The sequence below is a fragment of the Helicobacter muridarum genome (assembly GCF_000765805.2).
GTDB classification, from domain to species: Bacteria; Campylobacterota; Campylobacteria; order Campylobacterales; family Helicobacteraceae; genus Helicobacter_A; species Helicobacter_A muridarum.
The window spans coordinates 20,720-45,732 of record NZ_JRPD02000016.1 but is presented as its reverse complement, the minus strand read 5'-3'; the positions used below and the strand labels follow the sequence as shown (position 1 = coordinate 45,732).

Here is a 25,013-nt window from a genome sequence, read left to right as displayed (position 1 = left end):
GGGTTTTACAACAACGGTAATGTAACACTCACTAATTCCTTAGCATTAAAAATTGTTTCTAAAGAGCATTTTACCACAAGCTCAAGTTTTTTAACTCTTGCTTTTGGAATCTTTCAAGCCATTTTTTCTTTTCTTTTTTGCTTATTTATTAAGCTTTTTAGACGTATATTTTTGGATATTTATCTTTTGTGGAATTTGTTTAATATTTAGCTTTCTTGTGCTTTTGCCTATAAAAATAACTGCTTTGCACAATTAATTTCAGGCAAAAGCACTTAAAAGTAGGATAGGATTGTAAAGAAAATCTAATTTTTTCCCTGCTCTTTTCTTACTTCAGTGATAGTTTTTCCACCTAAACCATAATTATCCATTTCAATTTCATCGATAATTACAACAGTAGAAGCTTTGTTTTTATTTAAAACATTAGCAAGCAAATCTGTAACACCCTCAATCAACTCTTGCTTTTGCTTAAGTGTAGGCTCGCCATTTTCTTTTGTGATTCTAATATTGACAAAAGGCATAATGTTTCCTTAGATTTTTGTTTTTATATCCTAACATAATTTTTAAATTTTCTATTTTACAGTAATTTTAGAATCTCTACAGGGTGCTATATAGAGTTTTGTGAGGTGCAACATAGGTATTATGCTTTATAATCCACAAACAGATAAAAAATAAAACAATCATTATTTTAAAATCATCAATGATGAAGAAAAAGATATAAATTTACATGGTAATGGATTTGAAAATCTAAATTTAATAACTATAAAACACAAGAAAAGAATAAATTTTACAAAACTATTATCAAAAAAAAAAAAACAGAACAAAGCAAATAGTGAAAACTCTATAAAATCAATACCAACAAAAAATAGCCTATAAAATCTATAAAAGTATCTGCCATGATTTTAGAATCTGTATTCAGCATTGCTTTACAAACACACCAACCATTGTGCTTATAACATATACTTTTCCATTTTTTATACTTTTTTCATTGGCATCAATGAAGCACAAGATTCCATCACTAATTATGCCCTTCATGCTATCGCCACAAACTATTACAACATCACAGTTCAAAGCCCATTCTCTTAAGCATAACAACATCAAAACAATATGCTCTGATATTCTACACTTACATCATCGTAGCCGTATACATAGGCTTTGCGAAAAATATTAAGGACTATGGATATTTTATAAGCATAAGACTTAACTATGAGTTAAATTATTCATTTGTTGCAAAGACAAAATAAATAATTGTAATCTTTGTTCTAGCTCTATCAAATCATAAAATAATTAAGCTACTACCTTTCAAAAAAAATTTAATATCACTTAATGCTATTCCTGTGAAAAAAATCGAAAGAATCCATTTTCATGATTGACCTGCTTTTGTCTAGCAATCACAAGGGATCCCAACTTGACATTCTTAGTAACTGTGCTGCCTGCTGCAATTAATACATTATCCTCTATCTCTATAGGTGCTACTAATTGGCAATCACTGCCGACAAAGACATTTTTACCTATTATTGTTTGATGTTTTTCCTTTCCGTCATAGTTACATGTAATAACACCAGCTCCAATATTGCTCCCCTCACCTATTGTACAATCTCCAAGATAGCTTAAGTGTCCAGCTTTTACACCTGATAAATTTGCCTTTTTGCATTCAACAAAATTACCAATATGAGAATCTATAATCTTGCAATTAGGTCTAATATGCGCACTTGGACCTATATCACTATTAATTACTTGACTATCCTCTACTACTGTGTGTGCCTTAATATGAGAGTTTTTAATCAAACTCCTACCTGTAATGCAAGCACCATTCTCAATAACACATTCTCCCTCGAAAATAACGCTACTATCGATATAAATACTATTTGGTATGCGCATAGTTACGCCTTGTTGCATGGCTTTTAACCTCAATCTATCTAGCATTATATTCTCTGCATTTGCTAATTCAACTCTTGAGTTTATCCCTAATAGATTGCCGGCTTCCATAATATGCCCAGATACAAGCGCACCATCACGGCAAGCAAGTGCTATTATATCTGTGAGATAATATTCATTTTGCGCATTACTTGGCTTTAGACTTGGAATATATCTATCTAGGATTTCCTTGCTAAAGCAATATATCCCACCATTAACAAGGGATATTTCTCTTTGCTCTAGGCTACAATCCTTATCTTCAATAATTCTACTAATGTAAATCTTATCTTTACTTGTGTTTGATTGAATAATACGCCCATATCCTTTGGGATTTTTGGCATGAAAGATTCCAAGAGAAATATCTGAACTATCTTGCAACAGAGTCTCTAAATCACTTATAGCAACAAATGGCGTATCTCCATTTATGACAACAATCTTATCTCCTTGACAAGGAAGTAGCGTTTTGTATTGGTCTTGTTCTGTGTTTTCATTATTTGGAATCAAAGTAGAGCATAATTGCAAATTGGCTTGCTCCATCTGCCCATGCCACTTTTCTACAATAAGCGCACCACCTGTACCAGGATACTTATCGTGCATTTGTATATGGAAATGAAACTTATCAAGTAAATAATTAGGATATATTTGGTTAATATAATCTCTAATATTTTGATTTTGATGAAACAAAACAATATGAATATCCGAGCTTATACCAAGTGTTACATCAATGACATATTCAATCATACTTTTACCACAAATCTTATGCAATACCTTAGGAATCTTAGAGTTCATTCTTGTTCCTAATCCAGCCGCTAAAATAATAACAGATACCATAAAGATTTCCTTGAAGCTTTTCTCTCATTATAGCAAATAAAGCTAGAAACTAAGGCTATACAGACTTGTAAAGTCCATAATCATAATATTATCGCTTAGTATCTTATTTAGATTCATAGATATGACGACTATTTGCTTTTTTGTTATATTAGAAATTGGACTTAAACTAGCTATTCTTAGTTCTATATTCTCAATACTAGCAAATGGCATACAAATAAAAAATATATCTTTTCTCTCATCTAGGAAGTCAAAATCATCATTATAAGACAAAATAAACCCCCTAGCAATAAGCTCCAAATAGACCATATTCTCATACATACGTAAAAAATGCCTGCTATCAGCAAGCATATATAATGAAAAATCATAGAAATACAACTTGTATTTTTTGGATTTAGAATTTAAATTATTGCTATGTTCACAAACAAAAATTATATGCTCATCTCTTAAATTCTCAATAAGCGGGTAAAGTCTATCTTTAGATATTTGAACATGTGATTTTAGTTGAGTATAAAGATTATTAGTAGTTATCTTTATAGATTGAAAAGAAAGCATTGCCTGAAATATTGAGAAATTTTCCTCTAAGCCTAATTTCATAATCTGCCATCTTCTTTGTTCTCTTTGGAATCTTTTAAGTTGATTTATATCTGGAGAATTGCCAAATTCAATAAAATTTGCGAATAATGATTCTATGCCCAGATTTTTCCTATCTCCAGCTAAATATTCCTCAAAACTAAGATTATGCAAAGCAATATATGAAAAACCACGAAGAATCAAATCTTGTTTATAGGTAGAATGCTTACCTATAAGAATAATCTTTACTTTATGAAGTTTGGATAGCAAGATATTATCTAGGAAACCATGCCTATAATCATCAATTACAATAAGCCTAATCGTAGAATCTAAATTTAGCAACCTCTCTTTTGCCTCATTTATAAGCCTCTTGCTAGGAATTAAAGAAAGATTGATATAGCAAATAAATGAAGCTATATCCAGGCTCAATGCCAATGTAGTTTTGCCACTACAGGGTGAACCGCAAAGATAGATTCTATTTGACATTAATCCTACGCTACGAGGTATAAAGTCTCTTGATTTGTAATAATCCTTTTCCATATATTAATATTAAATAGATTTCGCAAGCCCAAATCTCTAACGCACAAAGACAATCTTAGAGCGAGTTCGAACACGTTCGAAGTAATCAGATAGTATTTTTTCTTGATTATTTGCCATCAGTTTCTGGACTATATATCCCTTTGCTTTATCAAAGTCTACTTGATTTATATCAATCTTATCTTTTACAAAAAAAGTTACATAGTTTCCATCTCCAGATTCCAAAATAGGAGTAAATGAATCTTTAGGGGTAATTAAAAATACATCTGCAATTTGAGATGGAATATTCTCTAGCTCCAATTCCTCTTCTGCTCTTACTATATTATTAGGCAAGCTAGACTCTAAGCCATTGCTTACAAATGATTCTAAGCTCTGCTTAGATTTGCTAACAAACTTAATACTTTTTATTTTTTTTGGAATCACAAATTCTTCTGGATTCTCGCTGTAATACTTACGCAAGGCATCTTCTTGACCAACATTACTTGAGAATAAAATCTTACGCATCAACTCTTGGGCTAACATTTGCTCCTTAAGCTTTGATCTATAATCGCTAAGCGACATGCCTTGTTGCATTACTGCATTATAGAATTGACTTAAATTCATATTATTTTGCTCTGCTATAAAGTTAATTTGAGAATCTAATTGTTCATCTGTTATATCTATTTTTAAACGTTTAACCTCCTCTTTACGTAACTGTTCCATAATAAGAAAGTCTGCTGCTCTTAATCTATCTGTATTAAGCATTTTTTCAGCTTTGGAAATAGCATAAAGTGTAATTGGCTCTCCATTAACAAAAAGCGCGATACCACCTACTATATTTTCTTTTTTTCTATTATTTATGCTTGACTTCGTAGATTCTTCTTTGGTTGTTTTAGAAACAAAATCCATATTTTCATGCTGGTTCGAAGAAGAGAAATTTATAGCAGAATCTTTGGTTAAATTAACTTGTTCTAAACCCGACAAGTCTGAATCTGATTTGCTACTTTCTTGCGCATAAATAAAAGAAAGTATAAAAACAAACATAACAATAAATAACCTATGATAATTCATTAGCATTGCCTTTGTATATTTAAATAGCTAAATTTAGATTTTAGCATAAAAATACGTATTGATATTGAACAAATATATTACTTATTGTAACATAAACTAAAATTAAGAAAAAATTATGTGTCCAAATAATAATAGTATTTTCTAAACTTTTATTATAATATTGCAATAAATCTTTATTAATTATATAATGAGGAGTTGTTTATGATAAAATGGGAAGACAGATACAGTATCGGAAATTACCTTATCGATGAACAGCACAAAAAATTATTTGAGTTAGCAAATATGGCTGACAATATGGCTGACAAACAAACAGATCCATCAGAGATAAAAAAAATAATAGCGGCATTATTTGGATATATGAAAACTCACTTTCGTGATGAGGAAGCATACATGACAACAATAAGGTATCCATATATAGAAGATCATAAGGAAAGACATAAGAATATTATCGTAGAGATGACTTCGTTAGTAAAAGACATCAAAAAGGATTTTAAAAAACAATTAGTAATAATTATGGAACAGTGGTTATTAGGCCATATACTTGAGCATGATACTAGATACCATCAGTATGCTGAAAAAATGAAAGAAGAAATGAGGAACAAGTCTAGCAGGCAAAAAGATGGAGTAACACAAAGTAATAATGACGAGGATATGATAAAAAAATCAGCAATAAAAACAGATGTAAAGAATAAAGGTGGGAACATGTATATATATTCATGCTTATGTGGGACTATATATAATATTCCCAATAATGTTCATCAAAAGATTCAAAGCGGAGAGGCCACACATAAATGCCCTAGTTGCACAACTAATATTAAATATATAACGGAGCATAAGGTGTAGACAATACAAGAAAAAAGATTATTTTTAAAATATAATAAAAATAATATTCGTATTTTAACATTAAAAGGCTATTTAAGCCAAGTTAAAACTATACTATAATCCTGAACAACACATTCAGCAAAAATATAAAATATGGATTTAGACGGCAATTGGCAATCATAAAAATGAAGTATTGGCTACTAGAGCATAATTTAACAATAAAAAATATCAATATTAGCAAGAGATACTTGAAAACAAACAAATATTGCTTAAGATGAGTATTACATAAAGCGACGTGATAAATTTTCGTGATTTAATAATCTGTTGATATTGCAAATTTTAAATCAAGAAAAAACGAAGTTAACTATATGCAGTTATATACATAACCACATGTATAAATAGCAGCATAAAATAAAAAGTTAATATAAACTACATTGCAATAATGAAATAATATATTTTATTAAATATATAAAATATATGTAGTTTACGAAGCTTTAAGGTTTTTGGATACGTAAACATACAAAGCTAAACATTAACAAGCATATTTATGATTGCAACATATTAGATTAATTGTATTGGAACTAATTAATAATAACAAAATATACCTATTAATTAACTAGTAAGAAAAACTAAATATAATCAATCAAAACTACTCGTATTGCCCCCAACCAAATTTTTCACGTAAGCGAATAAAGTAAAAATTTGGTTGTAATTCTGTAAGAACAGCACTATGTTTTGCCACTTTAATACAAATAAGACTGCCCTGTGGAACAGATATTCTCTGTTGACCATCGCAAATAAGAGAACCAGCAGTTTTAAAGCGAAATGCAATGCAAAATTCATCATTTAATATAAGTGGTCTTTGGCTAAGCGAATGGGCACATATTGGTGTCAATAACACATTTCTACAATATGGATAAACCACGCTACCACCCGCAGAAATATTATACGCACTAGAGCCCGTTGGAGTAGCTACCACTAAAGCATCTAGACGATAATAGTTAAAAAGCATACCATCAATATATGCCTCCAGCTCAAGCATACCACTAAATCCCGCTCGAGACAATAAAAACTCATTTAAAGCAAACAGGGGCTGTATCATTTCAAGGCTTGGGCTCTCCTCAACATATCCCTCTAGCATTAGATGATTTCTAATAGTATATTCTCCTCTCTTTAGCCTTGGGATAATATCTGCTATCTCATTTGGAGTAGCAACTGTTAGATAGCCCAGTCTACCAGAGTTTATTCCTAAAATTGAAATATTATAACCATAGGCTCGCCTTGCAACAGATAAAAGAGTTCCATCGCCACCAATACTAAAGAGCATATCAGACTCTTCACAAATATAACGTATGTCATAGCTTTGTATGTTATGAGAATCAAGTTCCAACATCTTTATACCTGAATGCTCAAGCATAATTTCTATCCCAGCCTCATCTAGCTTTTCCTTAATATCAAGAAAAATAGGCTTAATATGAGTGCTATGAGGACGTAATATAATGCCAACCTTTCGCACTTCTTTTGATTTCATAACAACCCTCAAGGATTTATTAAATTAACATTGCACTTGCAACTTAATTTTTTTATAAGCTTCATTAATCTGCCTAAACCTTGTTATATGATTAATAACCTCGCTTTCATCTACTCCATAAAAATTATCAGGGTGATATTCCTTAGCTAGTTTTAAATATCTTTTCTTAACCAACTCAAAATCGTCTCCAAATTGAGAATCAAGAGTAACATAACATTGCCTAAGTGCCTTTTCCTCGGCAGTAAGAAAGGAAAACTCATTGGCGTTAAAATCCTTATATTCAAAGGACAAAACAATATTATGAATTACTTTATTCCCTAAGAAATCTACTACCCTTTCCCAAAAATGTTCACTATTTGATTGCAAATAGATCTCATTGCCACTCATACCTATGTAATGATTTATAAATACACCTTTGATATACCTTTCTGCAACTTTGCTTTTCTTACTAAGAGTAAGAATAATACGCGATGAACCTAGCATCTCTACTTTTACCTTAATCCTTTCTAACATCTCTGTTGGTTTAACTATCTTGATTCTTATTGGTAAATGACTATGCTGTAAGGCATACTTAAGACTTTCTTCACTTGTTTGTTCGGAAGAATCTACATCATAAGATATAGCATGATAACACCAATTTATAAGGTAATTTTTTTTGAGAATCTCCCCATCATCAAGAATCAATATCGAGCTTGAGAGCCGGTAATGCTTGCTAAAATGCTTATTCGCATAAAGCAGAACCTTAGAGAGGATTTTAGTGTCCTGAAATAATTTAATCTGGACATATTTATCACTACAAGAAATCATTACAACCTCTTAAACCTGCATAATTTTCCGCTATCTTGAATACTATAAACAAATCGGCATATATTAGAAATTATAGCAAAAAAACAAAGCTAGATAGTCTATAGCATAAAAAATTAAAAAACCTAACAATATCAATAACAAAGAATAAAATTCAAATTTTGGGTTATAATTACTTAATTCAATTTGTAGTTAAAGTATTATTCTAACCTTCTCAAATATTAAATGGTGGTGTAAACGATGGCAATGTATTCAATAATAAAGCAATACTCCCTATCTATAATAACTATATTGATTATATATGCCTTAGCAGTTAACGAACAAGTCGGTAAACTTTGTGCAGGGGTGGCTATACTTTTGTTTGGAATGATATTTTTAAGCGAAGGATTTAAAGCATTTTCTGGAGGCTTTCTAGAAAAAATATTAGCGTCCTCAACCAAAACTTCACTAAGAAGCATTATATTTGGAACAGTCGCTACAACTATTATGCAATCATCTACTCTAGTATCTGTAATATCAATTTCATTTGTAAGCGCATCTCTTATATCTCTAACCCAAGGTATAGGTGTAATATTCGGAGCAAATCTTGGGAATACTGCTGGCTCATGGCTTATTGCTGGAGCATCTTCTATTAATATCTCGTCATTAGCTCTACCCTTAATCGTTGGCGGACTGCTATTTAATTTTCAAAAAGGTGTAGTTTATAAGGGATTGGGCAAAGTTTTGGCTGGACTTGGATTCTTTTTCCTTGGAGTGTTTTATATCAAGGCTGGATTTGAAAATCTAAAAGATGTCATGGACTTATCTCAATATCAATTAGATGGATATAAAGGTGTTATAATCTTTATACTAATTGGAGCTTTGATAACTGGAATCATACAAAGCTCACATGCAACATTAGCAATCATAATAACTGCATTCCTAGAGCAACAAATAGGATATAATCAAGCACTTGGTGCAGTTTTAGGAACTAGTGTTGGAGGTGTTGTTACTGCCCTAATAGCATCATTAAGCACAAATTCAGAGGGGAAGAAATTAGCTATTGCTAATTGTATATTCAACTTTACCACAGTTTTTGCTGTGGCATTATTATTCTACTATTTCCGGGATTTAAATGACATTATTTCAGATATGATTGGTCTTGAGTCTGATTCTATATTGCGTTTAGCTGTGTTTCACACATTATTTAACTCATTTGGAATAATCTTAATGTTTTTATTTATACCAAAAATTGCAAGCATGCTAGATAAAATGTTTAGCAAAAACTCAGCAGAAACTGCTCCGCTATTCATTAATGATACTCTACTCCCATATCAAGACACAGCAATAACAGCCTTAAATAACGAAGTGAAACATTTATATGATAATGCTTTTGAAATTATATCTAACACAATAGGACTATCAGACAAGGATATTAGATCGGATAAAAAGCTAGATAGTTTAATACAAAATAAACAATTATTCAAGAAAGAATTTCAAGTAACAGAACTCTATAATACAAAAGTAAAGATTCTATTCAATGCTATTATGGATTTTTCTACAAAGCTTCAAACATATGTTACAAATGGAGAATATATAGAAAGAATCATATCTCTTCGAATCGCGGCTAGAAAGATAGCAGAAGCAATCAAGAATATAGGTATGTTGCAAAAAAATATAAAGAAATATTCAACCGGTAACAATAAGGCGTTACAAAACGAATATGATAATATGAGACTTGAGTTAGGGGAGTTATTAAGAACAATAGAGAGTATAAAAACAACTCCAGAAGATAGCCTTATAAATGTAAAAGAACAATTACAAAAACAAAAGAAGTTTTTTAAAAAGCAAGATAAAAATGCCTTTGTAATTGTTGAAAAACTTATTCAAGATAATGCCATTCAAGCTGCAAATGGCACATCTTTACTTAATGATCTATCATTCGTTCACAGCGTAACAAAAGAGCTAATTAGTGCAACAAACCATATATATGGGTTATCTGATACAAAACGTATTGAAGATGCTACAGCAAATACAAATGCTACCTAAATATTTAATTTGCTATATTATTAATTAATAGAGTATGGATTTTCATAATCATAGTGTCTCTAAGAATCCATCCGCCAGTCCTTGCAAAAATCCATATTTTTCTTATCCATTAAAATAACTACTATTAGATTCTATACTTTCATGGGGCATAAAGTATTGCCTTGTAATCAATATATAACAATATAAAACCAATGAAACTAACTAGCAAATGGAATAATAATATTTATGATTTTGTCTTGTTCTTCTTTTTGCAACCCCACAAATATAGGTAAACATAAAATTCTGCTTGCAATATCGCTTGATACAGGACATTTTGAATATGAAGATACAAAAGGCAAAGAATGTAAACTTGGATAAAAATAGCGTCTAGGGAATATACATTCATCTTCTAATGCACAAACCGCATCATATAATAGATTTGTATTTTTAAATAGAATGCTAAAGTAATGATAATTATTTGTTGCTTTGTTACGCAAAACTTGCATATCAAAGTAATCACGTAGTTTCTCAAAATAATAATACCAAATGCGCTGTCTATCTTCTAGAATAAATGACATATCATCTAACACACACAAACCCATAGCAGCATGAAACTCACTAAGTTTTGCATTAATGCCTAATGAATGCGGTAAATTATTTTTCAATCCAAAATTAATCATCTCTCTTCCTGCCTCAAGCAAAGAGAAATCCTTTAGAATAAGTCCGCCACCCTCAACAGTGTGAAAAAGCTTAGTAGCATGGAAGCTTAACGTGGAAATATCTCCAAAACCCAAAACACTTCTTTTATCATAATTAACACCAAAAGCATGTGCTGCATCGTAAATTAGTTTGATATTATGCTTAATAGAAAATGATTCCAAGTATTCAACATCGCAAGGATTGCCAAAGACATGAACAGGCAAAATAGCTTTTATATCTTCTGTCACTAAATTAGATAAAATTGAAGTATCTATGCAAAAACTACCTTGTTCTATATCACAAAAAACAGGATCTAAATTCTCCCAAATAAGAGTATTAGTAGTAGCAACAAAACTAAATGGGGTAGTAATAACCTTATCTCCTGCTTGCAATCCCGCTAGTCTATATGCAATCTGCAACGCAAGCGTTCCATTACTAACTAGTAATATAAAAGGCACATTCAAATATTCAGAAAGCCTTTGTTCTAACTCTATGCTTAGTGGTCCAAAATTGGTAAGATAATTAGTTTTATATATCTTTTCACAATACTTTTGATATTTTTTATTACTTGGCAAATAAGGCTTATTAACCCGAATCACTAACATCTCCTTATAAAAATAATTTTACATTGAATATGAACAAGTATAAGAAATATTAATTAATCCTACTAAGTAATGGCAACCATAAAGAAATATCCTCAACATAAGTAATAGCAATAAGTCCAAGCAACATGATAATAAGCCAAGGCAACACAGATAATGTTATATCTTTAAGATTAATTCCAGTAAGCGAGCTAGCTACAAATAGATTTAGCCCTACAGGCGGAGTAATCATTCCAAGCTCCATGTTAACAACCATGATAATGCCAAAGTGAATTGGATCAATATCCAGGCTTACAGCAATTGGCAATAATAATGGAGTCATAATCATCACCACGGAGCTAGGCTCCATAAACTGCCCCATAACAAATAAAACTATATTGACAACAATTAAAAACATCCACCAGCTCATATTTTGCTCAATAAGAAACTCAGCAATCATATGAGGTATACGCTCACTTGTCAAAACATGGGCAAAAACAACAGCAGAACCTATAATCAAAAATATCATTGCAGTTGTAATAGCAGCATCAAGTAAGACAGAATACATATCCTTTAGTCTAATATCTTTATATACAAATACAGATACAAAAAAAGCATATACACATGCTATACCAGCGGCTTCAGTAGCAGTAAAAAACCCGCCATAAATCCCACCAATTACAACAAAAATAATAAATAAAGCCCAAAAAGCTTCAAAAAATTTTTTTACACGCACTTGAATTTTTTCAGGTTTACTAGCCTTAAATCCGAGTCTCTTTGCACCAATATAGGCATAGAGCATCATAGCAAAGCCAATCAATAGACCAGGTATAATTCCGGCTTTAAATAATTCCTCAATAGACACTGTTATGGTTTTCCCATTTAAATCGCTCAAACCGCTAGCAGTAACACCATATACAATCATAACAACAGAAGGGGGAATTAAAATACCAAGACTACCAGCAGAAGTGATAGCACCAATAGCATAGCTTTGTGGATAACCAGCATTTTTTAAAGCCACAAACATTACAGAACCAATAGCAACAACAGTAGCAGGTGAACTGCCGCTTACAGCAGCAAAAATAATACAAGCAAGAATAGCACTCATAGTTAAGCCACCTGGTAAATGCCCAACTAATGATTTTGCAAAGTCTACAATACGTTGCGCTGAACTACCCTTGCTAAGCAACAAACCAGCCAAAATAAACATAGGAATTGCCATAAGAGTAGATTTGAATCCAGACACAAAAATATCAGGTATTGCTAGAATATCAAAATCTGTAAAGAAAACCAATGTAAGCAAAGAGCTAATGCCAAGCGATACGGCGACAGGCACACCAATCAAAATAAGCCCAAATAAAATCACAAATAGACATAAGATGCTCATAAATTATTCCTTAACCATGGAATCATGAACAATTTCTTCTTGTAGAATTTTTATTACAGCATTTGCATCTAACCAAAGAACTTCATAAAACTTTTCAATAACCCTATATGTAGCACCTAAAAACGCAATAGGTAAGCATAATAAAAAATACCATAATGGAACGTCATAGAATGCTTCGCTATTAACCCCAAGCTCATAATTCAACAACAATACATCAATACCTGCATAACACATAAATCCTAGATAAATAGCACAAAGCAAATAAGAGAAGAGTATGCAGGTTTTCGCAATAAATGGCGGGAACTTCTCAACTATTATCATAACAGAAATATGCACGCCTTTTCTAAATCCATATGCTGCTCCAAAAAGAGCACTCCATATAAAACAATACCTTGCTACATCTTCACCCCATGTTATAGAGCTAACTTGTGGATACCAAGAGCTAATAGTGCGTAAAATCACATTAATCGCGACAATCAAAACGCCAAAAAGTAATCCAAACACTGCTACATTTTTATTCACAAATGCAATAAATCTGTCCAAAGAATCAAATATTATATTAAACAATGAAAACTTTTGAAAAGGCACTATTAACCTCCTTAAATGTATCATTAAATAGCAATACTATTCGACATTTTGTATCTTTGTTATCAAATCCTCACTAACAACATCATAAAACTTTGGATATATAGCAAACATAACATCTCTCCATTGCTCCTTTTGCTCAGGAGTTAATAAAACAATTTGCAACTTACCACTTTTCTGCGCATAATCCTCTAAGTTTTTTAGCAATAAAACTTCATCTCTTTGTGTTTCTTCTCTCTCAAACAAAGTAGCCTCATGCAATGCTTGCTTAAAAATATCCTTTAAATTATCAGGTAATTCTTTCCAAAATTTTTCACTAACAATAACAAGATAACCCAAATAGCCATGATTACTAAGCGTTATGGAGTTTTGCACTTCATAAAATTTTGAATTGTATAGATTAGATAGAGGGTTTTCTGCTGAATCTACAACGCCAGTTTGCAAAGCAGAATAAACTTCTCCAAAATTCATAACCTGCGGTGTAGCACCTACGGCTTTTGTTTGCTCTTCTAATATTTTAGAGCTCATTATGCGCATCTTTTGTCCTTTTGCATCATCGGGAACAACAATGGGTTTTTTATTAGTGCTAAAGTGTTTGAAGCCAGAATCCCAATAATCAAGAGCTACAAATCCTTTCTCTGTAACTTTGCTCTTAAGAAATTCACCAATGTCTCCATCCATAATCTTATGTAAATGTTCATTATCTCTAAACAAGAATGGAATATCCCATATATTAAATTCTTTCACAATAGGAGTAAATTTAGAAAAGCTTGGTGCTGCCATTTGCACGTTATTTCTCTTGAGTTCTGTAAAAACCTTATCATCATCTACAAGTTGAGCCGAAGGAAAAACCTCAACCTTTAGCCTGCCATTGCTAAGCTCCTCTGCTCGTTTTGCAAAAAAGTCTGCAGCCTTTCCCTTAGGAGTACCACTACTTACTACATGGGCAAATTTAACAACATATACTTTATTATCGTTGCCGCTTTGATTTGCTAATCCTTGTTTGGAATCCTTACTATCGCCACAAGCAACAAAACTTAAGATCAATATACTAGCAATGACAAAATTTACTACATACGAACATATATCTATAATCCTTCTCATTATATAAACTCCAATTACAGTATCAAAACACATCAAACAACAAAAGCACGATGTTTTAATGATTATACATACAAATACTTGATAAACATAATAAAAGTTTGTTAAATTAATGAAAAAGATACTTGAACATGTTTATAAACTATGTATCAATTATTCTTAAGTAGTATTGGCTAGGCTAATTGATTTTTCATTTAAATACAAAAATCAATTAAAATAAATTTATATTATTGCAACAATATTAACTATGATTAAGCTTTAACTTTACTTTTGCACCCTTTCAACTGCCTTTATCAATGCCCTAGTAATATTGCCCTGAACAGCACTCTCATCGCAATGCAATAATGCCCTAGCAGTTGTGCCACCAGGAGTTGTTATAGAATCTTTTATTTCTTGAGGTGTTTTTGTGAGCAGAAGTTGTGCTAATCCCTCAAAAGTCTTTTGGACTAATTTTTTGCTAGTATCAAGACCTAATCCGCTATGCACACCAGCATTAATTAATGCTTGTGCCACTAGTGCTAACACAGCTGGGCTACTACCATTAGTAGCAATACTTGCATGTAACTCTTGTTCATTTTGAACAAATACACAATTACCAAAGCTAGATACAAAATTCTCAATAACATCTCTCATCTTAGGGTCTTGCATAGTATCAATATATAGAGATTCCCTATTCTCTTCAAGCAAAGCATCAATCGTCTCTCCAGCCTTTTTAATACTGTTAGCTTGACTACTATTATACCATAACACTGCATTCGAACTAAAACCTAGCTCAGCGCATATATTTGGCATAATCATAACATAATGACTTCCAGAAATGATAGGTTTTAAACTATATAGCCCTATACCTGCTAATATACTATAAACCACTTCAGCATTGCCGCTAAATGAAAAATTCTTAAGATTATATGGTTTACATGCCAATAAAACAGACTTCTTATTACAATGTATTTGCATAGTCTTTTGCAATATAATATCCTTACCATTCATCAGCTTGTATTTACCACCAGCTAGTATGGATTCAAGCCATGATTCAATCTTATAGGGATTGCGCCCTACAATATATATCTTTTTTATATATGAGCACATTTCGTTATTGCGAAGTAATCCTTGCAAAATTGCCTTTGCCATATTTCCATAACCAACAATGATCAATTCCATACTTAATCCTTCTAATGATTTAGTTAAAATATTATACTTACTTTAATAACCCAATATCTTAGACCAAATGCTATAAGAAACAAAATCCAAATGCACAAAGATTAATGTATAACATATTACATTGTATAATTATAAGCTATTCCAATATTGAGGTTACTATGCTTTCTTTTTCAGAAATTATTTTGCGATTACAGTCTTTCTGGGCTAATGCAAAATTTAATGAAACAATACCAAATTCAACACAAGGTTGCATTATCTTGCAGCCCTATGACTTACCTGCCGGAGCTGGGACATTCCATCCTGCTACATTGTTGCGAAGTCTTGATAAGACGCCTTGGGCAGTAGCTTATGTTGCCCCATCTCGCAGACCCACAGATGGAAGATATGGTGAAAATCCAAATAGACTAGGTAGCTATTATCAATTCCAAGTTCTTATTAAACCATCTCCAAATAATATTCAAGATCTTTATCTGCAAAGCCTTAGCGCGCTTGGTCTTGATATTTACGCCCATGATATTAGATTTGTAGAAGATAATTGGGAATCTCCGACACTTGGTGCATGGGGATTAGGCTGGGAAGTGTGGCTTGATGGCATGGAGATAACACAATTTACATATTTTCAACAAGTAGGTGGTATTCCTTGCGAAAGTATTAGCGTAGAGATTACTTATGGCATTGAGAGATTGGCAATGTATATACAAGAAGTAGAATCTATATTTGATATCGTGTGGAACAAGAATGATTCCAATACTAGTAAAAAATTAAATACATACGCTGATGTGCATTTACAAGCCGAATATGAGTTCTCCAAATATAACTTTGAAGTAGCATGCACGGAATTTTTATTCCAAACATTTGAAAATTTTCAAAGTGAAGCAAGACGCTGCCTAGAATCAAATCTCCCATTGCCAGCCTATGACTACACTGTGTTATGTAGCCATTTCTTCAACATTCTTGATGCAAGAGGAGCAATATCAGTTTCACAAAGACAAGAATATATACTTAAGATTAGGCAATTAGCAAAGCATTGTGCTACGTGCTATAAAGAACAAGAAGATGAAAGAGCAAAGAGACTAGAAAAGTCAAAAATTAAGAATAATATATAATAACACAACACACCTTATTTGAGAAAATTCATTCTAAATATTTAGATTAAGAATCTAGTTATTATAAATGGATAAATACATACTATTTATTAGATTAATTATGTAATATCTTCTAAAGACTTATTTTAGATAAAAGTCTTTCATGTTTTGTAAAAGCATAATTTCACAACTATAACGAAATCTTTGGTGAAAGATATATCTTGTTAAATAAATACTTAAGCAATATTTCGCATTCACTGCATTTATTCTTAGCACAATCTTAATTTAATATGCATTGCTCTTAAAATAAAGCAAAAGGGAAAATATTAAAAATTATCATTTAACGCAAGATTTTGTATATATTTTACATATGTGTTACTTTACTAATCAAAATGAACAATTAATATATATATTGCACATTTACACGAAAAATATCCCAAAATACCATTAAATACGATTTATTACATATATTTAGATTTTGGCAAAAAAGTAATATATAACCTAATTTTTACATAGTTCAAGACAAATATGATATTCTATTTATATAAAAATAAAATAAAAAATGCATTTTATTTACATTCTATTATAATATAGGTTTACATAAAAAATTACTAAAGGATTCAAAGATGATAGGTGTTTTAGATAAATTCAAAGTATTGAAAAATGGTTTCTTAATACTTGTCCTTAGTGGCACAACTGCATGCTGCAATTATGTCTTAGCGCAAGAGGATAATAAAGTTTTTAGCTTTAGTGGTTCTCTAGAGAGCTTTACTAAAGCTGGCTTTAACCAGCAGAGTATTAATCTTAATGAAGGCGCATATCCTACAGAAAGCTTTTCTACTATCTTTGGTAAGTTTGATACAGAATATAATGTGTTAAATATAATGCAATCAGATTTTATTACAAATCTGAAATTTGGCTTGGGTGTAGCAGCTGCTGGACTTACTTGGGATTCTACCCGACATGATATTAGAGATTCAGCTGCAAATAAATCCAGCGGGCTTACTACAGGTAGCGGATTGAATAATAACTATATTGGTGCATATTTTGGTCCAAACAGTAAGGGGCAATATAGTAGTGGTGCATTTGAAGATAGCAGGTACTTCATGGTGCATAATGCATACATGGATTTACAAACAAAATATTTCAACATAAAAGCAGGTCGTTATGAATCAAGCATGGATTACTACACTGGATATGTTCAAGGCTTTAATATAGACACGCATTTTGGCTATGGTGATAAAAATGCAAATCCCAATAATGATATAAAGATATGGTGGTTTAGTGGATTTGGACGAGCTTTTGCATACTCACAATGGTTTTTAGACTACTACTTTGTAAAGGCAACTAACATCAACGGTAAACATATCAATCATGGTATACATTCATTTGGTGTTGATATAAATTACGGAGGATTCACACAAAATGATGGATTTAAAGCTGGATATAATCTAATGGTGCGTCCATTCTTTTGGTTTTATCCGGGACTATATGAAGCACCGGGCATGAAGATAGTCTATGAGAATCACTTTGGTAATGGTTATGGGATAAAAGCTACATTACAGGGATTCGTGTTGAACGTCCATAATAAGTCAGATAAATTTTCAGATGGTGCTGGGGGAAAAAGATATGATCAGCAAGTAGATAAATTGTCAGAGAATCTAAACATTATTGTGCAAGCATTTATATATGACTATAATGTAAGAATTGGCTTCTATAAGAACTTCGGTAGCGCAAATTCCCATTTTGCAACTTATGGGAATCCAATGGGGCTTGATTATTGGACTGCAAGCGTATATGATATAGGCGCATCAATTAGCGATATAATTAGTAGAAACTCTACCTCTGTATATCTATCTGGAGGGGGTTGGTATGAAACTAAACTTGGAACATTTAGCTGGGACTTGCTAGGCCGAATCACAAGAAGCCCTCGAAGCAATGAGGAAAGTATTGCTCTAAATCTTAACCATTCATTTAAAAATAATATATCTCTAGGATTTAAAATAGAATGGCTAAGAGATACTACTAAAGCTGGATTTAATCCGGGCTTTAACATAAGTGGTAGTAGTGCGCTCAAGGCTAATAGAACAGATGATAGAAGTCATATATTTGCCACATTTGCCTATATATTCTAAGCATAAAAGTTTGATTCAATCATAAAAACTCAAAAGAGAATATATAGATCAACTATGATTTTGTTAATACAGCAACTAAGGGGCTTAAGCCCCACAAAATAATAAACAAATAGCTATTATTGGAGATGTCTTCATTTAGAATTAAAAGCAATCGCTAAATTCTAACTTTAGATAGAATAAACTCTTAAAAATATTTTTGCAAAGAATAGTTAAAATAAATAATTATTAAAGATAAAATTATCACTATTGTAGCTCCTCTTCCTTATATTCATCATAAAAATTACAACCTTCATTATTTCCAAGTATACAAGCCATATTAAATAATGAACGAGCATTGTCAATATCCTTTGTTACTCCATGCCCATTGGCATATGATATAGCCAGATGTAAGCAACCTATCCCCTGATTAAAATTGCAAACTTTTTTATACAACTCATTAGCATATTTATAATTACGTCTCACACCAAGCCCCTCATAATATAACGTGGCTAGGTTATAGCAGGAAATGATATACCCATTATCACAACCAAACTTATAGAATTTCTTAGTCTTTTTATAGTTATTTAACCTCTGATAGCTAATTCCAAGATTGTTGCATGACTCAAAGTTATTTGCCATACAAGCTTTATATAAATATGGTATGGATAGCTCATATTCTTGCGTTTGCAAGTACAGCCAACCTATAAATTCGCACTCTGTGCGCGCATTGCAAGATTTTACACTTTGGACGCCTTGATTGATCAGTAATTCACAGTAATATAAATGATAATTGGCACATCTAACTATTGCTTCTTTCTCTTGACTTGATGTTAGCTTTGTGGATACAGAATTAGCCCTAACACAGAACAAGCATAGAAAAACACAAAACAGAGCATTTCTCATCATATATAACCCTTAGTATAAAACAAGCCAAAATGATAATAACAAATAGATAGTGTAAGCAATAAAAATACAACAATTTTTAGAATGCAAAAATAAATAGAATAGATTAAATTTCACTTATTAAATAAAAATGGTCTAATAGATTCCAAAAGAGGAGTAAAATCAACAATTACATGATCACCTTGTATATGCAAAATATTTGCATGATTTTTCCAATATGCTTGCGAAACATGCCAATCAATAAGCTTATCTCCATAACTAAAACAAACAATTCCCCCATATTCACTAAATTTATCTATATTGTTCTCTATAGATTTACTTATATGATTATCTTGTCTATTAGCATTTCTTGACAATGGCATACATAAATAATGTGCATAACTTTCCCAATTAGCTCGAGTAAGCGTAAAGGTGTCCTGTGTAGTTGTGTTTATCTGCGGAATATCAATATATTTTTTAAGCTGTGCTAATGGCTCAAAGACTGGATTAAAGAATATAAAGGTACTAGGCATAGGGATTTTTAACTCACTAGAATAAAGCATAAGTTGCCAAAGATAAAATGCCCCCAAAGAATTACCGATAAAGCCAAAATGTTTACTAGGATTGGAATCTAGTAGTTGATTCTTAAGCATAAATAGATTTTCCCTAAAGTCTGCTCCATTGTCATAAATAAGCTGAATTGGTGATACTTTTAATCCCTCACAAATACGTAAATAGCTAAGACAATTACGAGAAGAATGAAATCCATGAGAATAAAAAAGCTGCATAACAATCCTTGATAAAACACAATGCATTACAAAAAACCCAAACAACATTATACTTTTGCTTACTAATAAATTCTATAAATGAATATTTTGATAACATTAGTAAATAATGAGAAGTAATTTGCTTTATTCAAAAATAATATCTGAATATTTGATTATTATGTTGAACATTTGATAAAGATAAAATATATCCACATATTTTAATATGCAATAAACCATAATAAAAAGATATAAAGCAATAAATGCTTTATTACTTTATATCATAAATGACAAGAAAATATAGATTTATTGTTTATTATAAAATATCCCAAAAACACCTAATATACAACACAAAAAATATAATAGATAAGCCTATTAAACTAAAACTTTATCCTCAATAATCTCCAAAGCTAATTCATTCTTTTTTACTGTAATATTTACAGCTCCACCCTTGCGCAATTTGCCAAATAATATTTCTTTACCTAATGGTAATTTAATTACGCTATCAATAATCTTTTTAATCTCTCTAGCACCAAGAGCAGCATCAATGGAGCTTTGTGCTATAAATTTTGCTGCTTTAGGAAGTAACTTAAGTGTAACACATCTCTCTTTTAATGTAGCATTAAGATCTGAAATATATTTATCAGCAATTCTTTGCATGTCATAAATGCCAAGTTGCTTAAATACAATCACGGCATCAAGCCTACTCCGAAACTCTGGGCTAAATGTATCCTTTATTGCCTTATCTGAACGGTTAGGAGTAGTATCAAGAAATCCCATAGAATTTCCTTCTTTACTTCCAGCATTAGTAGTCATTATGAGTATAACATTTTTAAAATCAGCCTTATTGTTTTGATTATCTGTAAGCGTAGCAGAATCCATAATTTGTAATAATATATTATAAACATCACTATGAGCTTTCTCAATTTCATCAAGCAATAAAACGCAATGCGGATTCACACGAATTTTATTGACAAGCAAACCACCCTCATCATAGCCAACATAACCAGCAGGAGATCCAATTAGTTTACTAATACTATGAGGCTCCATATATTCACTCATATCAATACGTTCAAACTTTATACCAAGTATTCTTGCCAATTCTTTACTTAACTCCGTCTTGCCAACACCAGATGGACCAGTGAAAAGAAAGCTAGCAATTGGACGATTAAGTTCACTTAGCCCAGCCTTGTTAATGGTAATTTTTTCTACAATTTTTTCAATGGCAGCATCTTGAGAAAATATGCGCTTCTTCAATAATTTATCTAGATTCTTCAATAAACTGCTTTCATTTGCGTTAATCGTAGATTTAGGAATGTTAGTAATATCAGACATAAGCAATTCTATATGATTTTGAGTAATTACCTTATGCGTATTTTTCATAAAATCAATCTGTGGTTTATGATTAGATTCAGCTTTCGCACTATTGCCAACTATACCCTTGACAGGCTCGTAGCGATAAATCTTTGAATCTTGCTTCTTCTCCGAATCGATTTCTTTTAACTCCAATGGAGTCAAAGCATAATCTTTAGATAAACCATTTGCAATGCCATCACTAGATTGCTCTCTATCTAGCTCAAAATCTGATTTTGATGGCAAATCATCATTAGAACTCCTTGCATTACTTGCATCTTTCGCATCATTTTTTACACCACTCATAAAGGTTTGACTTAGGTTTATCTGTTGCTTTAAAGTATATTCATTTAACTGCGCCTTTGCACCAGCTTCATCTAACAAATCTATTGCTTTATCAGGCAAATGCTTCTCGCTAATATATTTTGCAGATAAAGTTACACAAGCCTTTAGGGCATCTTCTTCATAGGTTACATTATGGAATCTTTCATAAATAGGTGCAATCTTTTGTATGATTTTCAAGCATTCTTCTTCACTTGGTTCATCAATTTTGATCTGTGTGAATCTACGCGCCAATGCTTTATCTTTATCAAATGATGTTTTGTATTCGCTTATAGTTGTTGCTCCTATACAACGCAATTTACCAGAGCTTAGCATAGGCTTTAGCAAATTCGAAAAATCCATACTACCATTATGGGATTGTCCAGCCCCAACAATCATATGAATTTCATCAAAGAAAATTATAGTGTTTTCATCATTTTCAATCTCTGCAAGAATCTTCTTGATTCTAGTTTCAAATTCTCCACGATACTTTGTCCCTGCTATAACAGAACTAACATCAATAGCATAAATAACACTATCAAGCAATTTTTTAGGCACATTGCCTTCTACAATCCTTAATGCCAATCCTTCAACTATGGCACTCTTTCCTACTCCAGCCTCACCAAGAAGTATAGGATTGTTTTTCTTCCTTCTACAAAGTACTTGAGCTATTTGATTAATTTCATATTCTCTACCTATAAGCGGGTCAATTTTTCCTTCTTTTGCTATCTTGTTAAGATTTTTGGCATATTTCTCAAGATTGCTAAGAGAGCCTTTAGAATGCTTCTCTCGCTCTCTTTTGTCCTCATCAAATTCTACAGCAATACGCATAACATCATCAATCTCTATACCCTGCGATCTTAATAGCTGGGAAGCATAACAATCTGTTTCTTTCATTAACGCAACAAGAAAATCACCAATGCCAATAATGGATTTATTAGCAGATTGGGCATGAATTATCATTTGATCAAATACACGAGAAAATGCCAACGTTTGACTTGGTCCCTCTAATTGCTTAAGTTGTTTTGCCTTGGGAATATATTTATCCAAATATGTAACAGTAGATTCCATTAGATTTGGAACATTTCCGCCAATAGCCATTACCATTTCACCACCTAAAGGATGCTCTAATAGAGAATAAAATACATGTTCAACAGTCATTATATCTTGATGTAATTCCTCCACTAAGCCTAATGCCTTTTGCAAAATGAATCCCAAATTTTCATTTATTTTACTTGTGCTACCCATAGAAACTCCTTAAAATATTAACACATCAACATACTAGACATCGCGAAGAATCAATCTCAATGGCATGCCATTATCTCGCACAAAATTAGTTGCCATTGCATACTTAAGTTCTGCTATGTCGTATGGATAGATTCCGCAACTTCCCTCACCTGTATTATGAACATATTGAGCTATATTTTGAGCATCTATCATGCTTTTATCGAAAATATGCATGAGCAACCTGATCACAAAACCCATACTAGTATAGTCATCATTTAATATAGTGATTTCTTGCATTTTAGGAGTTGCCAACTCTACTTCGTTAGAGGCTTCAAGAGACATCTCATTAGAATCAGAATATTTACCCCGCATTGTTTACCCCCATTTCAGAGATTAAGCATATATTTTAGCTATATTTTTTTAAAAATAGATAAAAATGTTTTACATAATATCGTATATAATATTATTATATTACTATTTCGTAAGGTTTTAATAAATTGCCTACAAAGCTATATAAGAATCATTTAAGGCTGTTCCACCCTTTACATCTTGGCTAAAACTTTTACCCAATATAGAATCTATTCTTAATGGTGATAGACCATTTGATGGTCTTACGCAGGCTATATTATCCATAGTTAATATATCTCCTTTTTTGACATCATGTAAAACAAATAGACTTCTAGCAAATTCTCTACCTTTCTTGCCTTGCAATGTTGGATCTTTATGTGGATAATAGCTTTTTGCTTTATCATTAATATTTAAACTAGATCTTAAATCCTGTATGGAATTTTGATTAGATTCAAAGCTACAATCAGCCTTAAAATCTGTATGTACATAATTATTTTGCTTAAAGTCAACTCCTATAGATTGAAAGATATATGGATTTTGCTTTAGTTTTTCAGATAAAATACATGTCTCATAAACACTTTCAACGATTTGTTTAAATTCATCTGTATTTAAACTAAATTGACTATCAACTCCGCCTAGTTTTCTATCTAGTATAAAATGTTTTTCTATCATACTAATACCACACATAGTTGCTACAATAGGCACTGTTATGCCCAATGTATGATCTGATAATCCAACTCTTACGTCATATTTTTCCCACTTTTTTTGCAAACAAAATATATTAGACAAATCAACATCTTGAATCTTAGTTGGATAATCAGATATACAATATAAAATTGTCTTAGATGCATTTTCACTTAGAATCTCTAAGGCATATTCTATCTCTATATCACTAGCAACTCCAAGCGAGAGAATCACAGGCTTTTTTGTTTGTGCAATAGCTCTTAATAGAGGAACATGCATTACTTCAAAACTAGCAATCTTATAGATAGGACAATCAAGCATTTCTAGAAATTCTACGCCTTCAATGCTAAAGGGCGAGCTAAAAGCAACCATGCCTAGAGATTTTGCAAAACTAAATATTTCCTTATGCCAATGCCATGGCATTTGCGCATCATTATAAAGATCACATAGATATTTATCCTTCCATATCCCATTTTTTATACGAAAAGATTCATTACGATATGGCAAAGTTAAACAGCTAGACTTATAGGTTTGCAACTTGATTGCATGTGCTCCACTCTTTGCTGCAGCTTCAACTGTTTTTAAGGCTAGATCTAGCACTTGATTATGATTAGCACTTAGCTCTGCAACGATAAATGGAACTGTATTCATTGAC

21 protein-coding genes and 1 pseudogene are annotated in these 25,013 nt (G+C 31.7%); 5 read left to right on the top strand and 17 right to left on the bottom strand.

The features are described from left to right. Nucleotides 1-210, top strand: a pseudogene (locus tag LS73_RS10285) (hypothetical protein); the annotation flags it as partial. Nucleotides 211-302: 92 nt separating this feature from the next. Here LS73_RS10285 and LS73_RS07085 read toward each other — a convergent pair. The 5 genes from LS73_RS07085 to LS73_RS07070 all read right to left on the bottom strand — a co-directional run bounded on the left by LS73_RS07085 (nt 303) and on the right by LS73_RS07070 (nt 4,902). Then, nucleotides 303-518, bottom strand: a complete 216-nt coding sequence (locus tag LS73_RS07085; protein ID WP_034558064.1) for a 2-hydroxymuconate tautomerase family protein — start codon at nt 516-518, stop codon at nt 303-305. A 394-nt stretch (nt 519-912) separates the two neighbouring features. After that, nucleotides 913-1,095, bottom strand: a complete 183-nt coding sequence (locus tag LS73_RS10280) for a S24 family peptidase (protein WP_034558370.1) — start codon at nt 1,093-1,095, stop codon at nt 913-915. Nucleotides 1,096-1,326: 231 nt separating this feature from the next. Then, nucleotides 1,327-2,745, bottom strand: coding sequence for a bifunctional UDP-N-acetylglucosamine diphosphorylase/glucosamine-1-phosphate N-acetyltransferase GlmU (gene glmU / locus LS73_RS07080; protein ID WP_034558371.1), 1,419 nt, complete (start codon nt 2,743-2,745; stop codon nt 1,327-1,329). Between the two features lie 42 nt (nt 2,746-2,787). Then, entirely contained in the window at nt 2,788-3,855 is a 1,068-nt protein-coding gene (locus LS73_RS07075) for an ATP-binding protein (protein WP_138070009.1), read from the bottom strand. Nucleotides 3,856-3,891: 36 nt separating this feature from the next. Further along, nucleotides 3,892-4,902 (bottom strand): peptidylprolyl isomerase, encoded by a 1,011-nt coding sequence (locus LS73_RS07070; RefSeq protein WP_052089742.1) that lies wholly within the window; start codon nt 4,900-4,902, stop codon nt 3,892-3,894. 201 nt (nt 4,903-5,103) lie between these two features. Here LS73_RS07070 and LS73_RS07065 point away from each other — a divergent pair, with 201 nt between their 5' ends. Then, a complete protein-coding gene (locus LS73_RS07065; protein ID WP_034558372.1) occupies nt 5,104-5,745 on the top strand; it encodes a bacteriohemerythrin in 642 nt (213 codons plus the stop codon). A 628-nt stretch (nt 5,746-6,373) separates the two neighbouring features. On the opposite strand, the gene LS73_RS07060 is transcribed toward LS73_RS07065, so the two are convergent. Further along, on the bottom strand, nt 6,374-7,255 hold the full coding sequence (locus LS73_RS07060) for an NAD(+)/NADH kinase (RefSeq protein ID WP_034558374.1): 882 nt from the start codon (nt 7,253-7,255) through the stop codon (nt 6,374-6,376). 24 nt (nt 7,256-7,279) lie between these two features. Next, a complete protein-coding gene (locus tag LS73_RS07055; protein ID WP_034558376.1) occupies nt 7,280-8,062 on the bottom strand; it encodes a J domain-containing protein in 783 nt (260 codons plus the stop codon). 237 nt (nt 8,063-8,299) lie between these two features. On the opposite strand from LS73_RS07055, the gene LS73_RS07050 reads away from it, so the two are divergent. After that, nucleotides 8,300-10,087, top strand: a complete 1,788-nt coding sequence (locus LS73_RS07050; RefSeq protein WP_172458482.1) for a Na/Pi cotransporter family protein — start codon at nt 8,300-8,302, stop codon at nt 10,085-10,087. Nucleotides 10,088-10,284: 197 nt separating this feature from the next. Here LS73_RS07050 and LS73_RS07045 read toward each other — a convergent pair whose 3' ends face one another. The 5 genes from LS73_RS07045 to LS73_RS07025 all read right to left on the bottom strand — a co-directional run bounded on the left by LS73_RS07045 (nt 10,285) and on the right by LS73_RS07025 (nt 15,580). Beyond that, nucleotides 10,285-11,370 (bottom strand): DegT/DnrJ/EryC1/StrS family aminotransferase, encoded by a 1,086-nt coding sequence (locus LS73_RS07045; RefSeq protein WP_199768444.1) that lies wholly within the window; start codon nt 11,368-11,370, stop codon nt 10,285-10,287. 49 nt (nt 11,371-11,419) lie between these two features. Next, the gene (locus tag LS73_RS07040) at nt 11,420-12,733 is read right to left on the bottom strand and encodes a TRAP transporter large permease (RefSeq protein WP_034558381.1); all 1,314 of its coding nucleotides are present in this window, start codon (nt 12,731-12,733) and stop codon (nt 11,420-11,422) included. Nucleotides 12,734-12,736: 3 nt separating this feature from the next. Then, nucleotides 12,737-13,321, bottom strand: coding sequence for a TRAP transporter small permease (locus LS73_RS07035; RefSeq protein ID WP_233708903.1), 585 nt, complete (start codon nt 13,319-13,321; stop codon nt 12,737-12,739). Between the two features lie 36 nt (nt 13,322-13,357). Beyond that, the gene (locus tag LS73_RS07030) at nt 13,358-14,422 is read right to left on the bottom strand and encodes a DctP family TRAP transporter solute-binding subunit (protein ID WP_052089746.1); all 1,065 of its coding nucleotides are present in this window, start codon (nt 14,420-14,422) and stop codon (nt 13,358-13,360) included. A 261-nt stretch (nt 14,423-14,683) separates the two neighbouring features. Further along, nucleotides 14,684-15,580, bottom strand: a complete 897-nt coding sequence (locus LS73_RS07025; protein WP_034558383.1) for a pyrroline-5-carboxylate reductase dimerization domain-containing protein — start codon at nt 15,578-15,580, stop codon at nt 14,684-14,686. Between the two features lie 158 nt (nt 15,581-15,738). Here LS73_RS07025 and glyQ point away from each other — a divergent pair, with 158 nt between their 5' ends. Beyond that, entirely contained in the window at nt 15,739-16,686 is a 948-nt protein-coding gene (glyQ, locus tag LS73_RS07020; protein WP_034558825.1) for a glycine--tRNA ligase subunit alpha, read from the top strand. Between the two features lie 605 nt (nt 16,687-17,291). After that, entirely contained in the window at nt 17,292-18,800 is a 1,509-nt protein-coding gene (locus tag LS73_RS07015; protein WP_052089748.1) for an outer membrane family protein, read from the top strand. A 243-nt stretch (nt 18,801-19,043) separates the two neighbouring features. On the opposite strand, the gene LS73_RS07010 is transcribed toward LS73_RS07015, so the two are convergent. From LS73_RS07010 to pseI, 5 genes are all read right to left on the bottom strand, one after another. Next, a complete protein-coding gene (locus LS73_RS07010; protein WP_052089749.1) occupies nt 19,044-19,685 on the bottom strand; it encodes a tetratricopeptide repeat protein in 642 nt (213 codons plus the stop codon). Nucleotides 19,686-19,795: 110 nt separating this feature from the next. Next, entirely contained in the window at nt 19,796-20,449 is a 654-nt protein-coding gene (locus tag LS73_RS07005) for a YqiA/YcfP family alpha/beta fold hydrolase (protein ID WP_034558385.1), read from the bottom strand. A gap of 351 nt (nt 20,450-20,800) precedes the next feature. Next, nucleotides 20,801-23,347 carry an AAA family ATPase gene (locus LS73_RS07000; protein WP_104692148.1) on the bottom strand — a complete coding sequence of 849 codons (2,547 nt, stop codon included), beginning with the start codon at nt 23,345-23,347 and terminating at the stop codon, nt 20,801-20,803. A gap of 33 nt (nt 23,348-23,380) precedes the next feature. Then, a complete protein-coding gene (locus tag LS73_RS06995) occupies nt 23,381-23,698 on the bottom strand; it encodes an ATP-dependent Clp protease adaptor ClpS (protein ID WP_034558388.1) in 318 nt (105 codons plus the stop codon). A gap of 129 nt (nt 23,699-23,827) precedes the next feature. Continuing rightward, nucleotides 23,828-25,009: a pseudaminic acid synthase gene (gene pseI, locus LS73_RS06990; protein ID WP_034558390.1), complete on the bottom strand. Its 1,182-nt coding sequence runs from the start codon at nt 25,007-25,009 to the stop codon at nt 23,828-23,830. Nucleotides 25,010-25,013: the final 4 nt, after the last annotated feature.

Coding starts and splice junctions, on each gene's coding strand:
- LS73_RS07085 (WP_034558064.1), bottom strand. CDS start 518: ATGCCTTTTGTCAATATTAGAATCACAAAAGAAAATGGCGAGCCTACA.
- LS73_RS10280 (WP_034558370.1), bottom strand. CDS start 1,095: ATGTTGTTATGCTTAAGAGAATGGGCTTTGAACTGTGATGTTGTAATA.
- glmU (WP_034558371.1), bottom strand. CDS start 2,745: ATGGTATCTGTTATTATTTTAGCGGCTGGATTAGGAACAAGAATGAAC.
- LS73_RS07075 (WP_138070009.1), bottom strand. CDS start 3,855: ATGGAAAAGGATTATTACAAATCAAGAGACTTTATACCTCGTAGCGTA.
- LS73_RS07070 (WP_052089742.1), bottom strand. CDS start 4,902: ATGAATTATCATAGGTTATTTATTGTTATGTTTGTTTTTATACTTTCT.
- LS73_RS07065 (WP_034558372.1), top strand. CDS start 5,104: ATGATAAAATGGGAAGACAGATACAGTATCGGAAATTACCTTATCGAT.
- LS73_RS07060 (WP_034558374.1), bottom strand. CDS start 7,255: ATGAAATCAAAAGAAGTGCGAAAGGTTGGCATTATATTACGTCCTCAT.
- LS73_RS07055 (WP_034558376.1), bottom strand. CDS start 8,062: ATGATTTCTTGTAGTGATAAATATGTCCAGATTAAATTATTTCAGGAC.
- LS73_RS07050 (WP_172458482.1), top strand. CDS start 8,300: ATGGCAATGTATTCAATAATAAAGCAATACTCCCTATCTATAATAACT.
- LS73_RS07045 (WP_199768444.1), bottom strand. CDS start 11,370: ATGTTAGTGATTCGGGTTAATAAGCCTTATTTGCCAAGTAATAAAAAA.
- LS73_RS07040 (WP_034558381.1), bottom strand. CDS start 12,733: ATGAGCATCTTATGTCTATTTGTGATTTTATTTGGGCTTATTTTGATT.
- LS73_RS07030 (WP_052089746.1), bottom strand. CDS start 14,422: ATGAGAAGGATTATAGATATATGTTCGTATGTAGTAAATTTTGTCATT.
- LS73_RS07025 (WP_034558383.1), bottom strand. CDS start 15,580: ATGGAATTGATCATTGTTGGTTATGGAAATATGGCAAAGGCAATTTTG.
- glyQ (WP_034558825.1), top strand. CDS start 15,739: ATGCTTTCTTTTTCAGAAATTATTTTGCGATTACAGTCTTTCTGGGCT.
- LS73_RS07015 (WP_052089748.1), top strand. CDS start 17,292: ATGATAGGTGTTTTAGATAAATTCAAAGTATTGAAAAATGGTTTCTTA.
- LS73_RS07010 (WP_052089749.1), bottom strand. CDS start 19,685: ATGATGAGAAATGCTCTGTTTTGTGTTTTTCTATGCTTGTTCTGTGTT.
- LS73_RS07005 (WP_034558385.1), bottom strand. CDS start 20,449: ATGCAGCTTTTTTATTCTCATGGATTTCATTCTTCTCGTAATTGTCTT.
- LS73_RS07000 (WP_104692148.1), bottom strand. CDS start 23,347: ATGGGTAGCACAAGTAAAATAAATGAAAATTTGGGATTCATTTTGCAA.
- LS73_RS06995 (WP_034558388.1), bottom strand. CDS start 23,698: ATGCGGGGTAAATATTCTGATTCTAATGAGATGTCTCTTGAAGCCTCT.
- pseI (WP_034558390.1), bottom strand. CDS start 25,009: ATGAATACAGTTCCATTTATCGTTGCAGAGCTAAGTGCTAATCATAAT.